Origin of the sequence: Burkholderia sp. HMSC10F09 (assembly GCF_001806955.1) — a bacterium.
In the GTDB taxonomy this organism is placed as follows: domain Bacteria; phylum Pseudomonadota; class Gammaproteobacteria; order Burkholderiales; family Burkholderiaceae; genus Burkholderia; species Burkholderia multivorans.
This window is the reverse complement of record NZ_KV786924.1, coordinates 1-13864: the sequence shown is the minus strand read 5'-3', so window position 1 is coordinate 13864 and position 13864 is coordinate 1. Positions and strand designations below refer to the sequence as shown.

15 protein-coding genes are annotated in these 13864 nt (G+C 69.0%); 4 read left to right on the top strand and 11 right to left on the bottom strand.

Annotated features, from left to right (window positions below; all coding sequences use genetic code 11):
• Positions 1 to 19 precede the first annotated feature (19 nt).
• From HMPREF3115_RS27185 to flgB, 10 genes are all read right to left on the bottom strand, one after another.
• Positions 20 to 775: a flagellar brake protein gene (locus HMPREF3115_RS27185; protein ID WP_070556898.1), complete on the bottom strand. Its 756-nt coding sequence runs from the start codon at positions 773 to 775 to the stop codon at positions 20 to 22.
• 214 nt (positions 776 to 989) lie between these two features.
• Positions 990 to 1955 carry a flagellar assembly peptidoglycan hydrolase FlgJ gene (flgJ, locus tag HMPREF3115_RS27180; RefSeq protein ID WP_065494444.1) on the bottom strand — a complete coding sequence of 322 codons (966 nt, stop codon included), beginning with the start codon at positions 1953 to 1955 and terminating at the stop codon, positions 990 to 992.
• Positions 1956 to 3128 carry a flagellar basal body P-ring protein FlgI gene (locus tag HMPREF3115_RS27175; protein ID WP_035946349.1) on the bottom strand — a complete coding sequence of 391 codons (1173 nt, stop codon included), beginning with the start codon at positions 3126 to 3128 and terminating at the stop codon, positions 1956 to 1958. It abuts the gene before it with no gap.
• 5 nt (positions 3129 to 3133) lie between these two features.
• Positions 3134 to 3823, bottom strand: coding sequence for a flagellar basal body L-ring protein FlgH (gene flgH / locus HMPREF3115_RS27170; RefSeq protein WP_059939364.1), 690 nt, complete (start codon positions 3821 to 3823; stop codon positions 3134 to 3136).
• Positions 3824 to 3841: 18 nt separating this feature from the next.
• Positions 3842 to 4630, bottom strand: a complete 789-nt coding sequence (gene flgG / locus HMPREF3115_RS27165; RefSeq protein ID WP_006402761.1) for a flagellar basal-body rod protein FlgG — start codon at positions 4628 to 4630, stop codon at positions 3842 to 3844.
• A 37-nt stretch (positions 4631 to 4667) separates the two neighbouring features.
• A complete protein-coding gene (flgF, locus tag HMPREF3115_RS27160) occupies positions 4668 to 5426 on the bottom strand; it encodes a flagellar basal-body rod protein FlgF (protein ID WP_070556896.1) in 759 nt (252 codons plus the stop codon).
• Positions 5427 to 5446: 20 nt separating this feature from the next.
• On the bottom strand, positions 5447 to 6688 hold the full coding sequence (gene flgE / locus HMPREF3115_RS27155) for a flagellar hook protein FlgE (RefSeq protein ID WP_070556894.1): 1242 nt from the start codon (positions 6686 to 6688) through the stop codon (positions 5447 to 5449).
• Positions 6689 to 6715: 27 nt separating this feature from the next.
• A complete protein-coding gene (flgD, locus tag HMPREF3115_RS27150; protein ID WP_006412588.1) occupies positions 6716 to 7459 on the bottom strand; it encodes a flagellar hook assembly protein FlgD in 744 nt (247 codons plus the stop codon).
• 55 nt (positions 7460 to 7514) lie between these two features.
• Positions 7515 to 7940 (bottom strand): flagellar basal body rod protein FlgC, encoded by a 426-nt coding sequence (gene flgC, locus HMPREF3115_RS27145; RefSeq protein WP_006402757.1) that lies wholly within the window; start codon positions 7938 to 7940, stop codon positions 7515 to 7517.
• A gap of 40 nt (positions 7941 to 7980) precedes the next feature.
• Positions 7981 to 8469 carry a flagellar basal body rod protein FlgB gene (flgB, locus tag HMPREF3115_RS27140; RefSeq protein WP_006402756.1) on the bottom strand — a complete coding sequence of 163 codons (489 nt, stop codon included), beginning with the start codon at positions 8467 to 8469 and terminating at the stop codon, positions 7981 to 7983.
• Positions 8470 to 8670: 201 nt separating this feature from the next.
• Between flgB and flgA the strand changes: the two genes are divergently transcribed.
• The 3 genes from flgA (at position 8671) to HMPREF3115_RS27125 (ending at position 10762) form a co-directional block, all read left to right on the top strand.
• Positions 8671 to 9837 (top strand): flagellar basal body P-ring formation chaperone FlgA, encoded by a 1167-nt coding sequence (flgA, locus tag HMPREF3115_RS27135; RefSeq protein ID WP_070556892.1) that lies wholly within the window; start codon positions 8671 to 8673, stop codon positions 9835 to 9837.
• A 100-nt stretch (positions 9838 to 9937) separates the two neighbouring features.
• Positions 9938 to 10276, top strand: a complete 339-nt coding sequence (flgM, locus tag HMPREF3115_RS27130) for a flagellar biosynthesis anti-sigma factor FlgM (protein WP_070556890.1) — start codon at positions 9938 to 9940, stop codon at positions 10274 to 10276.
• A 45-nt stretch (positions 10277 to 10321) separates the two neighbouring features.
• Complete coding sequence (locus HMPREF3115_RS27125; RefSeq protein WP_006402753.1) at positions 10322 to 10762, top strand: flagella synthesis protein FlgN; 441 nt, start codon at positions 10322 to 10324, stop codon at positions 10760 to 10762.
• Positions 10763 to 10829: 67 nt separating this feature from the next.
• Here the strand turns inward: HMPREF3115_RS27125 and HMPREF3115_RS27120 are convergent, their stop codons facing one another.
• Positions 10830 to 12680, bottom strand: coding sequence for a M24 family metallopeptidase (locus HMPREF3115_RS27120; protein ID WP_070556888.1), 1851 nt, complete (start codon positions 12678 to 12680; stop codon positions 10830 to 10832).
• Positions 12681 to 13163: 483 nt separating this feature from the next.
• Between HMPREF3115_RS27120 and HMPREF3115_RS27110 the strand changes: the two genes are divergently transcribed.
• A partial coding sequence (locus HMPREF3115_RS27110) for a helix-turn-helix domain-containing protein (protein WP_070556886.1) occupies positions 13164 to 13864 on the top strand: 701 nt, incomplete at its 3' end.

The following is a 13864-nucleotide window of genomic DNA, read 5'->3' as shown; positions in this document are numbered from 1 at the left end:
GCCGTCGCGGCGCGCCGCGTCACGCGCGCGCGAGCGAGCGGCGCTTCATCTCGAGCTGCGTGATCAGCCGCTGCAGCGTGTTTTCGGCGCTGCCCGGCAGCGACAGGAAGCGAAAGCCGAGCTGATAGCGGCGCGCGCCGTTCGGCAGTTGCGTCGCGCGCTGCGACACGAGCTGCAGGTCGAGCGACAGCTTGCCGTGCCCGGTGAGCTCGAGCTCGACGTCCGGCAGCACCGTGCCGAGCGCGAGCGCCTCGACGCGTTCGTCGGCCGTGCGCAGCCCGACGCCGCCGAGCGACAGGTTGTGCACCTCGAACTGGAAGCGCTCGCCGTCCGGCAGCGCGCCGCGGCACAGGAACGGATCGACGACCGGCGCGTCCACACGGAAATACTCGCGGCGCTGGACGCACACGAGCACGTCGGGGAAATCGGCGACGAACGCCGGCAGCCCCTCGTAGCGCGTCTCGCGCGGCGTGCCGGTCGTGAATTCGACGCGCACGCCTTCGGGCGCGGCCGAGAACGCGCAGTGCGCCGCGCCGAGAATGCTCGCGTTCTGTTCGGACAGCGCGCCCCAGTCGAACGTGAACGTGCGTGCGCCGACATCGACTTCCAGCAGGCGCGTGACGAGCTGGCCGCCCGGATACTCGACGGTCAGGAAATCGCCGCGGTTCACGAGATTGCGCAACTGGACGCCGATTTCCAGCGGATTGCGGCGGGCGTAGTCGGGGCCGGAGTGGCCCGAGTCCAGGCTCGGGTCCGTCGACGTTTCGATATTCATGGCTAGCCGGTCTTTCTTGTCATGGGCGCACGCGTAACCGGTGCGCGATAAAACCGGGCCAGAATACGGGGCCCGGACGCAGGTCTCTCACACTTAGCGGCAGTGCTGACCGAAAGTTTAGATCGATTTGCCGAATTTTTTTGCGCAAACGTTGAAACCGCGCGCGGCGGGGTGCCGGGCGCGGTCCGTCGGAGGCCAAAGCGTCAGCGATTCGTCAGCCGATCTGCTGCATGATCGAAATCAGCTTTTTCGCGTAGTTCGGGTCCGTCGCATAGCCGGCCTTCTGCATCCCCTGCGCAAAGCCCTCGACGCTGCGGCTCGCGCTCAGCACGCCCGCATAACGCGGATTGTTCTTCAGCAGGTTCGCGTAGTCGGTCATCGCGTGCTCGTACGAGTCGTACGCGCGGAACTTCGCGACGACGCGCCGCGGCGTGCCGTTCACGTATTCGGTCGTCAGCGCCGATACCGTGCGGCCGGTCCAGCCGCGCGTCGCCTTGATGCCGAACACGTTGTAGCTGGTCGAGCCGTCGGCCGCGCGGATCTCGCGCTTGCCCCAGCCCGATTCGAGCGCCGCCTGGCCGACGATGAAGCGCGCCGGAATGCCGGTCGCCGCGCTCGCCGCCTGTGCGGGGCCGGCGAGGCGGTCGACGAACGCGTCCGCGTCCGGCGCACCGGTCGCGCCCTTCAGCGGCGGCGTCAGCGCGCTGCCGGCCGAATAGCCGCGCGCGCGCGACAGGCCGCCGTTGTTCGCCGCCGCGTTCGCATAGGCATTCGCCATCGCGCTCATCGCGGCGAGGCTGCCTTCGTTGCCGGCCGCGCCGAGGCCGGCGCCGAGATCGCCCGCCGCGCCGGCGCCCGCGCCCTGCCCGGCGTTGCGCATCAGCTGCTTCATCAGCGCGTCGGCGACGCCGATGCCGCGCGACGACATCTGCTGCGCGAGCTGCTGGTCGAGCATCGACGTGTACATCTTCGACGTATGCGAGTCGAACAGCCCGCCTTCGGGCGTCGCATCGCGCATGCTCTTCAGCATCATCTGCGTAAACATCGCGTCGAACTGGCCTGCGACCGCCTTCGCGCCGCCCTGCGGCGACTGCTTCGCCTGCGCGCGCAGCGCGTCGAAGCCCTGCACGTCGAGCGCGAAGCGCTGCGTGAGGTCGGTGGTACCGGGGAAATTCGCCATTTAGATGATCTCCAGGTCCGCGCGCAGCGCACCGGCCGCCTTCATCGCCTGCAGGATCGACATCAGGTCGGCCGGCGTCGCGCCGAGCGTGTTCAGCGCCTTCACGACGTCCGCGAGATTCGCGCCGGCCGTCACCATCTTCAGCGCGCCGTTGTCCTGCTTGAGCTGGATCTGCGACTGCTGCGCGACGACCGTCTGCCCGTTCGAGAACGGCCCCGGCTGCGACACGACCGGCTGCGTGTTGACGACCACCGACAGGTTGCCGTGCGCGACCGCGCAGCTTTGCAGCGTGACCATCTGGTTCATCACGATCGAGCCCGTGCGCGCGTTCAGGATCACCTTCGCGGCCGCCTTGTCGGGGCTCACGTCGAGGTTCTGCAGCCGCGCCATGAACGCGACCTGCTGCGCCGGATCGGCCGGCGCGGCGAGCTGGATCGTACGCCCGTCGAGCGCGGTCGCGACGCCCGGACCGAAGCTCGAATTGACGGCCGCGACGATGCGCTGCGCGGTGCCGTAGTCCATGTCGTTGAGCTGCAGCTGCAGCATCCCGTTCATCTGCGCGAGCGCGTTCGGCACCGAGCGCTCGACGATCGCACCGCCGACGATGCGTCCGGCCGCGAGCTGGTTCACCTGCACACGGCTGCCGTTCGCGCTCGCGCCGGCGCCGCCGACCGCCATGTTGCCCTGCGCGAGCGCGTACACCTGCCCGTCCGCGCCCTTCAGCGGCGTGAGCAGCAGCGTGCCGCCGCGCAGGCTCTTCGCGTTGCCGAGCGACGACACGGTCACGTCGAGCGCCTCGCCCGGCCGCGCGAACGGCGGCAGCGTCGCGGTCACCATCACGGCCGCGACGTTCTTCAGTTGCATGTTGTTCAGCGACGACGTGCCGCCGTTCGCGGAGCCGTTGTTGATCGAGATGCCGAGGTTCGCGAGCATGTTCGCGAGCGTCTGCGTCGTGAACGGCGTCTGCATCGTCTGGTCGCCGGTGCCGTCGAGGCCGACGACGAGCCCGTAGCCGATCAGCGGGTTGTCGCGCACGCCCTGGATCTGCGCAAGGTCCTTCAGCCGCTCCGCATGCGCCGCGGGCGCGCCGAGCGCGCCTGCGACGGCGATCAGCAGGCCGGCGGCCGCGGCCGGCACGCGCGACGAGAGGCGGCGCAATACGGTGTCGTGCATCGTCTTCACCACGGCGCGATGTTCAGGAAGAAGCGCTGCAGCCAGCCCATCGTCTCAGCCTCGTTGATGTAGCCCTTCGCCGAGTATTCGATCCGCGCGTCGGCGACCTGCGTCGAGTACACCGAGTTCGAGCCCGAGATCGTGTTCGGATTGACGACGCCCGAGAAGCGCACGAATTCGTTGCCCTGGTTGATCAGCATCTGCTTCTCGCCGCTGACGACGAGGTTGCCGTTCGGCAGCACGTTCGTGACGGTCACCGTGATCGTGCCGTTGAACGTGTTCGCCGCGCTCGCGCCGCCGGTCGCCGCGAACTTGTTGGTGCCGGCCGCCGACAGGTTCGCCTTGCTGAACAGCCCGCCGAGGAAGCCGGCGGTCGGCACGTTGAAGTCGGTGTTGCCTTGCCGGTTCGTGTTCGCGCCCGACGATTTCGTCGCGTTGATGTTTTCCGCGATCACGATCGTCAGGATGTCGCCGATGTTGCGCGGCCGCTGATCCTCGAACAGCGGCCGGCCCGCGTAGCCGGGATTGAAGATCGAACCCGGCGCCTGCATCGATACCGGGAGCGGCGGCTGCGCGGTCATCGGCTGCTGGACGATCGGCTCGCGCGGAATCTGCGCGCAACCGGCGAGCGCCGCCGCCGCGAGCGCGCAGGCGGCGCGGACGGCGGTGGGCGGGAGAAGGCGAACCTGCTTCATGGCAACGACTCGGTCCGGTTAGCTCTTCATCTGCGTGACGGTCTGCAGCATCTGGTCGGACGTCGTCACGGCCTTGCTGTTGATCTCGTACGCACGCTGCGTCTGGATCATGTTCACCAGTTCCTGCACGACGTTCACGTTCGACGCCTCGACGTAGCCCTGATTGAGCGTGCCCGCGCCGTTCAGCCCCGGCTGCGACACGTTCGGCGCGCCCGACGACGTCGTCTCCGCGAACAGGTTCTCGCCCTTCGCCTCGAGGCCGGCCGGGTTGATGAAGGTCGCGATCTGCAGCGAGCCGATCTGCACCGCGTTGCTCGAGCCCGGCTGCGTGACCGACACGACGCCGTCCTTGCCGATCGTCAGCGACGTCGCGTTCTGCGGCACCGTGATCGCCGGCAGGATCTGATAGCCGCTCGACGTGACGAGCTGGCCCTGCGCGTTGGTCTGGAACGAGCCGTCGCGCGTGTACGCGTTCGTGCCGTCCGGCATCAGCACCTGGAAGAAGCCCGCGCCGTTGATCGCGACGTCCTTCGAGTTGCCGGTCTGCGTGAGGCTGCCCTGCGTGTAGAGCCGCTCGGTCGCGACCTGCTGCACGCCGGTGCCGAGCTGCAGCCCGGACGGCAGTTCGGTCTGCTGCGTCGAGTTCGCGCCCGGCTGGCGGATCGTCTGGTACAGCAGATCCTCGAACACCGCGCGCGAGCCCTTGAAGCCGTTGGTGCTGACGTTCGCGAGGTTGTTCGAGATCACGTCCATCTGCGCCTGCTGCGCGTTCATGCCGGTAGCGGCGATATAAAGCGAACGATTCACTTGTCAGGTTCTCCTGCGGGGGGCTGGCGCGGCTCGCTCAGCTGAAGTTGAGCAACTGGTTCGCCGACTGCTCGTTCTGGTCGGCCGTCTGGATCAGCTTCGACTGAAGCTGGAATGCGCGCGCGTTGTCGATCATCGCGACCATCGCGGTGACCGGATTCACGTTGCTGCCTTCGAGCGAATTCGGCACGACCGCGACGTTCGGATCGGCGTCGGCCGGATTGCCGTCGGCGGTGCGGAACAGGCCGTCGTTGCCGCGCACGAGCGTGGCCGGATCGGGATTGACGAGCTTCATCTGATCGACGATCGCGACGGCCGTCGGCGGATCGCCCGGCATCAGCGCGGACACCGTGCCGTCCTTGCCGATCGTCACTTCCGCATTCGGCGGCACCGAGATCGGGCCGCCGTTGCCGACCACCGGCAGGTTGCTCGCGTTCACGAGCTGGCCGTTCTGGTCGACGTGCAGGTTGCCCGCGCGCGTGTACGCCTCGCTGCCGTCCGGCAGCTGCACCGACAGCCAGCCGGGGCCCTGCACCGCGACGTCGAGCGGGTTGCCGGTGCGCGAGATCGGGCCCGGCGCGAAGTCGGCGCCCGGCGTCGACGCGAGCACGTAGGTGCGCGTCGTGTTCGGATCGATCGCGCTGCCGTCGCCGAAATTCATCGGCACCGCGCGATAGGTCGCGAGCTGTGCGCGAAAGCCCGTCGTCGACGCGTTCGCGAGGTTGTTCGCGACGATCGCCTGCTGGTCGAGCGACTGCGACGCGCCGGTCATCGCCGTATAGATCAGTCGGTCCATGGCTGCCCGTTATCCGCGCGTTACAGATTGATCAGCGTCTGGTCGACGGTCTGCTGCGTCTTGATCGTCTGCGCGTTCGCCTGGTAGTTGCGCTGCGCGGTGATCAGGTTCACGAGCTGCGACGTGAGGTCGACGTTCGAGTTCTCGAGCGCGCTGCCCTGCAGCGTGCCGTGGTTCGTGCTGCCCGGCACCGAGATCTGCGGGACGCCCGACGCGGCCGTCTCGGCGTACTGGTTGCCGCCGATGTTGACGAGCCCGTTCGGGTTGTTGAAGTTCGCGAGCGCGATCTGGCCGAGCACGGCGGTCTGCCCGTTCGAGTAGTTGCCGGTGAGCTTGCCGTCGGTGCCGATCGTAAACGTCGTCAGCGTGCCGCTCGCGTAGCCGTCCTGCGCGAGATTGTTCACGCCGTCCTTGCCGCCGTACTGCGTGGTGCCGGTCAGGTCGAGCGTCAGCGTCTGCGGCGTCGCGGAGCCGTCGGTGTTCGGCACCGTGAACTGGAACTGGCCGAGCGCCGCGGTCGGCGTGGCGGGCGAGCCCGTCGTCGTGCCCGAGATCGCGCCCGACGAATCGAACTGGATCGTACCGAGATCGTTCGTCGTGCCGCCCTGCACGCCTGCATACGCTTCCCAGGTGCCGGCTGCGGACTTCACGAAGTAGATGTTGACGGCCTGCGAGCCGCCGAGCGAGTCGTACACCTGGATCGACGTCGAATAGTTGTAGGTCGTCGTGTCGGTCGCGTCGAACGGCGTCTTGGTCGGCACCGTGTCCTGCGAGTTCAGGTTGAACTGGCCGGTGATCCTGGTCGTCGCGGTGGGCGCGATGTTGGTCGTCGGCGCCTGCAGCGGCACGGTCTGCGCGGTGTTGATCACGCCGTTCTTGTCGGCCGCGTAACCCATCAGGTTCAGGCCTTGCGAGTTGACGATGTAGCCGTTCTTGTCGCGCTGGAACGTGCCGTCGCGCGTGTACGTGATCGTGCCGTTGTTCGACATCTGGAAGAAGCCGTTGCCGTTGATCGCGACGTCGAGCGACGAGTTCGTCGTGTTGATCGTCCCCTGCCCGAACTGCTGCTGCACCGACGCGAGCGCCGTGCCGATCCCGATCTGCGTGTTGACCGACGTCGCGATCGAGTTCGCGTACATGTCGGAGAACTGCGCGGTGCTCGACTTGAAGCCGACCGTATTCGCGTTCGCGATATTGTTGCCGATCACGTCCAGCGCGTTCGATGCGCCGGCGAGGCCGCTCAGACCCTGTTGATAACCCATTTCGGTCTCCGTTTCGAGGAAGCTGGATCAGTTGGTGGACGCGCTGCCGGACGACGACGAGCCCGTGTTCGGGAAGATCGACGCGACCTGCGTGAGGCCCACCGTCGAACCGTTCGACAGCACGAGCCCCGGCGTGCCGTCCGACTGCTTGATGACGCTCTGCACTTGCGCGGCGGTCAGCACGGTCGGCGCATAGCTCTTGCCGTCGGTGCCCGTGTACTGCGCGCTGATCGTGTACTGGCCGTCCGGCAGCGCGTTGCCGGCCGCGTCGGTCGGCGTCCAGTTGAACGGCACGGTGCCGGCCGACTGGCTGCCCGCGTTGATCGTGTTCACGACCGCGCCCGCCGAGTTCTTCACGGTGATCGTCAGGTTCGACACGTCGGACGTCAGCGACACGCCGAACGGCGACGCGGCGCCGCTCTTCACCGCGACCGTATTGCCCGGCGCGAGCACGTTCGAGCCGATCAGCAGCGCTGCCTGCGTCTGCTGGCCGGCCGCGAGCTGCGTCGACAGCGACGTCAGCGATGTGTTCAGCTGAGCGATGCCGCTCACCGTGTTGATCTGCGCGAGCTGCGACGTCATCTGCGAGCTGTCGACCGGGCTCGTCGGATCCTGGTTCTGCAGCTGCGTGACGAGCAGCTTCAGGAACGTCGCCTGCAGGTCGCTCGCCGACGTGCCGGTCGTCGACACGTTGTTGGTGTTCATCGTGTCGGTCGGCAGCGTCGATACGTTCGCGCCGTTGCTGCCGATCGTCGTGGAGGAGGAGGTCATGCTCGGTGGCCTTGTGTCGAAACTGTCGGGTCGGTCGAATCGGGCGCCGCGCGGCTCACGAGCCGATCGTCAGCGTCTTCAGCATCAGTTGCTTCGCGGTGTTCAGCGTCTCGACGTTGGCCTGATACGAGCGCGACGCCGAGATCATGTTCACCATTTCCTGCACCGGGTCGACGTTCGGCATCTGCACGTAGCCGTTCGCGTCGGCGGCCGGGTTGGCGGGGTCGTAGGTCGACTTCATCGGCGACGGATCGTCGATGACCTTCGTCACGCGCACGCCGCCGACGCCCTGGCCCGAGGCGGTGCGCGCGCCGCCGATCGGATCGGTCGCGAACACGACCTGCTTCGCCTTGTACGGCTTGCCGTCGGGGCCGGTCGCGCTGTCGGCGTTCGCGAGGTTCGATGCGGTGACGTTCAGGCGCTGCGACTGCGCGGACAGCGCCGAGCCGGCGACGCCGAAGATGTTCATCAACGAGGGCATGAAGGCTCCTTGTGCTCGGGTTCGGAAACGGCGCGCGCGCTCACGAGTTCGTCGTGATCGCGGCGATCATCGCCTTGATCTGCTGCGTCATCACGGTCATCCCGGTCTCGTAGTGCAGCGCGTTGTTCGCGAACTGCACGCGCTCGACGTCGAGATCGACCGTGTTGCCGTCGAGCGACGGCTGCAGCGGCATCCGGTACTGCGCGCGCCCGTAGTCGTCGGACGGGCCGCCGGTCGGAATCAGCTTCACGGTGCCCGCCATGTGGCCGGGCGCGGTCGAGGCCATCGTCATCCCGCTCGTCACGCCGGCCGGCTGCGCGAGCGGCAGCTGCGCGGCGTTGCTCGGCGCGAGTCCGCCGTTCGCCTGCTTCAGCGAGCGTGCGAGCGTCGACGCGAAATCGACGTCGCGTGCCCGATAGCCCGGCGTATCCGCGTTCGCGATGTTCGACGACAGCAGTTCCTGCCGATAGGCGCGGACGTCGAGCGCCTGTCGCCCGAACGCGAATTCGGCATCGAGTTTGTCCAGCATCTGTGCGTCCTCCGGATGAAGCGCTGCACGCCTGCCGCGCCGCGCGGGCCCGGAAGGCTTTTTTCCATGACAGCGATGGTAGGCGGCGCGCGCAACCGGCAATCGTGCGAATAACGCGGCAAAGCCCCCCTCTATTCATCGTTTGCGCGCCGGGCGCGCTCCCTAGAATGCGAAGCGGATCAACGGATCGAGGACACGGCGATGACGGGCGGCGCACTTCGCGGAACGGCCGAACGGCGGACGCAGCGCCGGCGTGCGCGCGCGCTCGGGCTCGCCGCCGTGCTGTCGGTCGTCGCGGCGGTCGCGCACGCGGACGACGGGATGATCGTGATTCCCGGACGCGGCGACACGGCCGAGCACGCACTCGCGAGCGCGAATGCCGCGAGCGGCGGACGGCTCGGCGCGAACGACGCCGCGCCGACGCGCGCCGCAGCGAATGCGGGGGCCACGGGCACCACGAGCTTCGTGGCGAACGGGCCGGTCGATGCGGCGCCGGGCACGCGCGGCAATGCAGCCGCCGTCGCACCGGCAGCCGTCGCGCCGCGCGCGGCCGATCCGAGCGGTATCGTGACGGTCGTTGCAGGCGCGTCGGACGCGGTGCCGAACATCGTGAAAACGCCGCCGCGCACGGCGCTCGCGACGCGCGCCGTATCGGCCGTATCGGCAACACGCCCTGCCGCCGTCACCGCGGCCGCGACAGCCGCACCCGCTTCGCCGCCGCCGACGCAATCGGCCGGCGCCCCCGCCCAGCAGGACCCCGACACGATCCGGCGCGCGGCGCTCGCGTTCCTGCAGCAGCAGATCGCCGGGCTGCCCGGCAAGACGAGCGCGACCGTCGCGCCGGCGTTCCCGCGCGGGCTCGCCGCCTGCACGACGCTCGAGCCGTTCCTGCCGACCGGCGCACGGCTCTGGGGCCGCACGACGGTCGGCGTGCGCTGCGCGGGCGAGCGGCCGTGGACCGTCTATCTGCAGGCGAAGGTCACCGTGCACGCGACCTACTACGTCGCCGCGCGGCAGATCGCGCCCGGCGAGCCGCTGAGCGCGGCCGATCTCGTCGCACGCGACGGCGATCTGACGGTGCTGCCGCTCGCGGTGATCACCGACCCCGCGCAGGCGATCGGCGCGACCGCGCTCGCGCGGATCGCAGCCGGCCTGCCGCTGCGCCAGGACATGCTGAAGAGCGCGGCGTCGGTGTCGGCCGGGCAGACGGTGCGCGTCGTCGCGGCCGGGCCCGGCTTCACGATCTCGGCCGAAGGCAGCGCGCTCGCGAATGCGGCGCCCGGCCAGTCGGTCAGGGTCAGGATGGCGGCGGGCCAGATCGTCACCGCGATCGTGAAGGACGCGGGGACGGTGGAGATCCCGCTGTAAGAATGCAAAGGATTGTTTATTCGGAGAATTTCGAGCGCGCGATGCTAAAGTTCGGGCCGCACCTGCCGTTATCTGGGTCAAACCGTACAGGAACGCCATCGTGAAAATCGATACCACTCCGAACCCGAGCCCCGTCGCGCCGGCCAGCACCGGCAACGGCGCCGCTCGCCCGCAATCCGGCGCGGCCGCGTCGGCGGCGCCGCAGGCGTCCGACGCCGGGTCCGCCGGCGGCGACGCGACCGTGAACCTGTCCGGTCTGTCGGGCCAGTTGCGCGCGCAGTCGGCCTCCGGCGGCGCGGACATCGACATGGGCCTCGTCCAGTCGATCAAGGACGCATTGAAGGACGGCACGCTGACGATCGACGCGAACAAGATCGCCGACGGCGTGCTGAACACCGCGCGCGAACTGCTGCAGCAGCAGCGGCCGCGCGGCAACTGAGCCGGCCTCCGGTTTGCCGGCGCCCGGCGCGACGAGCATCACGCGATGAGAGAAGAACTGCTGGCCACGGTCAACGACGAGCACGCGACGGTCGAAGCGTTCGCGTCGCTGCTCGCGTATGAGGAAAAGGCGCTGACGACGGCCGAGCCGCTCGCGATGCTGCCCGACATCGTCGAGAAGAAGACCGCGCTGCTCGACCGGCTCGCGCAGCTCGAGCGCACGCGCGACACGCAGCTCGCGGCGCTCGGCTTTCCGGCCGGCAAGAAGGGCATGGATCTCGCGGCCGAGCGCGACACGCGCCTCGCGGGCTGCTGGACGCTGCTCCAGCAGGCCGCCGAACGCGCGCGCCGCGCGAACGCGAACAACGGGATGCTGATCCGGATCCGGATGGACTACAACGAGCGCGCGCTCGCCGTGCTGCGCTCGGCGCCCGCGCCGGCCGGCGTGTACGGCCCGGACGGACGCGTGTCCGCGCTGATGCGCTGACGCGCCGAGACGGCCGGCGAGCGCCGCGTCGCCTGCGCGGCCGCCGCGCCGCCCACCGACGGCGAAGTTACAGCAGCGGGCACGCCGTCACCTGCGTGCCGCGCTCCACACACATCCGCTCGTAGTCGCGCAGATACGCACGCTCGTCGTCGTCGAGCAGCGCCAGATCGATCAGATCCCAGTCGTAGCCGACCGCGACGAGATTCTCGAAGCGCACCTTGTCCGGCTCCCGCTCGCTCGGGCGGATGACGACGATGTTCTCGATCCGCACGCCGCCCTTGCCCGGCACGTAGATGCCGGGCTCCACCGAAATCACCGCGTTCGGCACGAGCCCGTAGGGCGCGCCCGGCGCGAAACGCACGCCGCCTTCGTGCACGTGGATGCCGACGCCGTGTCCGGTGCCGTGCCCGTAGTCGTAGCCGTGATCGCGGCAGACCTGGCGCACGAGCGCGTCGACGTCGCCGCCCGTCGCGTCTTTCGGGTAATGCGTGACGAGCCCCTTGATGCACGCCTTCAGCGCGACCGTGTAGATCTCGCGCTGCCACGGCTGCGCGACCGTGTCCGCACGCGTGCGCCGCAGGACGACGCGCGTGCAGTCGGTCGCGAACCCCGCTTCGTAGTACGCGCCGCTGTCGAGCAGCACGAGTTCGCCTTCGGTCAGCTCGACGTCGGCGCTCGCGGCCGTGTAATGCGCGTGCGCGCTGTTCGCGCCGTTCGCCGCGATCGACGGAAACGTCAGCGCGACGGCCGAGCGCGCGCCGTACGCGTCGTTGATCGCGCGCGCGAGATCGTATTCGGTGTGCCGCCGGCCGGGCTCGCCGGCCTTCGCCCAGCGCATCGTCTCGGCGATCGCCGCCGAACTGCGCGCGAACGCGTCGCGAAACCGGTCGAGCACGGCCGGCGTCTTCGCGGCCCTCATCGCTTCGACCGGATTGAAGTCGGCGTGCGTCGCATGCGGCCAGACGCGACGCACGCTGTCGGCGAGCGCGCAGTTCACCGCGTCGAAGCCGTAGCAGACGTGCTCGACCGCGAACTGCGCAACGAAGCGCTCGAGTGCGCCGAAGTCGCGCCGGATCACGTGCAGCGCCGGATACGACACGAGCTCGACCGGACAGCGATCGCAGCCTTCCGGCAGGAACAGCACGATCTGCTCGCCGATCACGAACAGGAAGCCCAGATGCGACGACGCGTTCGGCAGATGGTAGCCGCGGCTGTTCAGCAGATAGGCGAGATCGTCGGACGCGCAGGTGACGAACGCGGTCTTGCCGTCGGCCGCGCCGGTGCGCGCGGCGAGCCGCCGGTTCAGCGCCGCGACGTGCTCGGCGACGCGTGCACCCGTCATCGACTCCGGCAGCTCGAAGATCGGCCGCTCGACGTGCCAGCCGGGCAGCGCGATCGCGCGATCGACGGCGCGATCCGCGACGCTCGACCACGTCAGCGCCGCGTCGCGCGTCGCGGCGAACAGGCGCTCGCGCTGGCCGACGCTGACGCGCCAGCCGTCGTAGCCGATGCGCGGCACGTGCGCCGCGTGCGCGACCAGCCAGTCGGCGATCGCGGCCCAGATGGTCCGATCGAGGCCGAGCTTCTCGACGCGCACGCGCGCGGGATCGCACTGCTGCTCGGCCTGCAGGTGATAGCGACCGTCGACGAACAGCACGAACGGCGGCATGCCGAGCGCACGCGCGGCCGCTTCGCCGAGAAACACGCCGCAACCGGCCGAGCCGTCGAAGCCCGACAGCGCGTAGCGCGGATTGTTGTGGCGCGGCAGATACTCGGTCACGTATTCGTCCTGCGACGTGACGACGAACGCGTCGAGCTGCAGCGTGTCGAGCGTGCGCGACAGCGCGGCCTGCGTGTCGGCAACGGAAGCTTGATACGGCGAGAGGCTGGAAAAGCTGTATGTCAGTCGATCGATCATCGAAGTGTCGTCCTGTCGTTGTTATCGGCACGCGTGCTGCGGCGTGCGCGTTGTGCTCGCATGCGGCGGGACCGGCTGGCGGGTGGGCGTCCGGGCGTTGCGCATGCCGCAAAGGCGTCGGCCGCGCGGCCTGGCTCGCGCCCGTGCGGTGTGCCGCAGCGCCGGCCCGCCGACGCGCGGATGCGCCGCGATCCGGTCTTGCCGACCGCGCGTGAATTTTCGTCACACTAAAATTTCGGCGCACGCGCGACAGAATCTAGAGCAGCGCGGAATTGAGGTCAAGCTTAAATTTTGGTGCCACTAAAATTCCACGATGCACGCGCGACGCCCGCCGCGCCGACGCGGCCGAACGATGTCGCGCGGTACAATGCGCCGGCATCGCCGCCCGAACCGGCCGTGCCGCGTGCGATTCGCGGAAAACCGCATCCGGGCCGCCGGCGCCGTCCGTCCCCGCCTTCCGGCTCGCTGCCACGAAAGAGATTCATGGATTCAGACATCATGCGTATCGGCCAGCGCATTCGCCGCCTGCGCCGGGAAGCGAAGAAGACGCTGCTGGAAGTCGCGACCGAAGCGAAGCTGTCGGTCGGATTCCTGTCCCAGGTCGAACGCCATCTGACGGGCATCTCCATTTCGTCGCTCGTGAACGTCGCGAAGGCGCTGAACGTGCCGCTCGGCGCGCTGATCGACCAGCCGCGCCAGGCGCAGCCCGATTCGCACGCGGGCCGGCGCGAGTCGTATGCGGTCGACCGCACGTCGCAGTGGTACGAACGGCTGTCGACGACGTTCCACGGCAGCCAGCTCAATGCGCTGAAGGTCCGGATGATGGAGGGCTACCGCTCCGAATGGGTCGCGCACGGCGGCGACGAGTTCGTGTACGTGCTGAGCGGTCGCATCTGCTACACGATCGGCAAGAAGGACTACCCGCTGTCGCCGGGCGATTCGCTGCACTTCGATGCGCGCAAGCGGCACCGTGTCGCGAACGTCGGCGACGGGCCGGCGGAAGTGATCGCGGTCGGCACGCTGCCGCTGTTCGACGACAGCCGCGCGACGTTCGTCTCGGCGACGATGGAAGTCGCGCAGCGCACGGGCGACGCGCAGGCCGACGCGCGGCACGCGGAGACGCGCACAGGCGATGCAGCGCCGCGCCGCCGTGCGCCGGTCGCGACGAAGCGCGCGGCAAAGCG

Coding starts and splice junctions, on each gene's coding strand:
- HMPREF3115_RS27185 (WP_070556898.1), bottom strand. CDS start 775: ATGAATATCGAAACGTCGACGGACCCGAGCCTGGACTCGGGCCACTCC.
- flgJ (WP_065494444.1), bottom strand. CDS start 1,955: ATGGCGAATTTCCCCGGTACCACCGACCTCACGCAGCGCTTCGCGCTC.
- HMPREF3115_RS27175 (WP_035946349.1), bottom strand. CDS start 3,128: ATGCACGACACCGTATTGCGCCGCCTCTCGTCGCGCGTGCCGGCCGCG.
- flgH (WP_059939364.1), bottom strand. CDS start 3,823: ATGAAGCAGGTTCGCCTTCTCCCGCCCACCGCCGTCCGCGCCGCCTGC.
- flgF (WP_070556896.1), bottom strand. CDS start 5,426: ATGGACCGACTGATCTATACGGCGATGACCGGCGCGTCGCAGTCGCTC.
- flgE (WP_070556894.1), bottom strand. CDS start 6,688: ATGGGTTATCAACAGGGTCTGAGCGGCCTCGCCGGCGCATCGAACGCG.
- flgD (WP_006412588.1), bottom strand. CDS start 7,459: ATGACCTCCTCCTCCACGACGATCGGCAGCAACGGCGCGAACGTATCG.
- flgC (WP_006402757.1), bottom strand. CDS start 7,940: ATGCCCTCGTTGATGAACATCTTCGGCGTCGCCGGCTCGGCGCTGTCC.
- flgB (WP_006402756.1), bottom strand. CDS start 8,469: ATGCTGGACAAACTCGATGCCGAATTCGCGTTCGGGCGACAGGCGCTC.
- flgA (WP_070556892.1), top strand. CDS start 8,671: ATGACGGGCGGCGCACTTCGCGGAACGGCCGAACGGCGGACGCAGCGC.
- HMPREF3115_RS27125 (WP_006402753.1), top strand. CDS start 10,322: ATGAGAGAAGAACTGCTGGCCACGGTCAACGACGAGCACGCGACGGTC.
- HMPREF3115_RS27120 (WP_070556888.1), bottom strand. CDS start 12,680: ATGATCGATCGACTGACATACAGCTTTTCCAGCCTCTCGCCGTATCAA.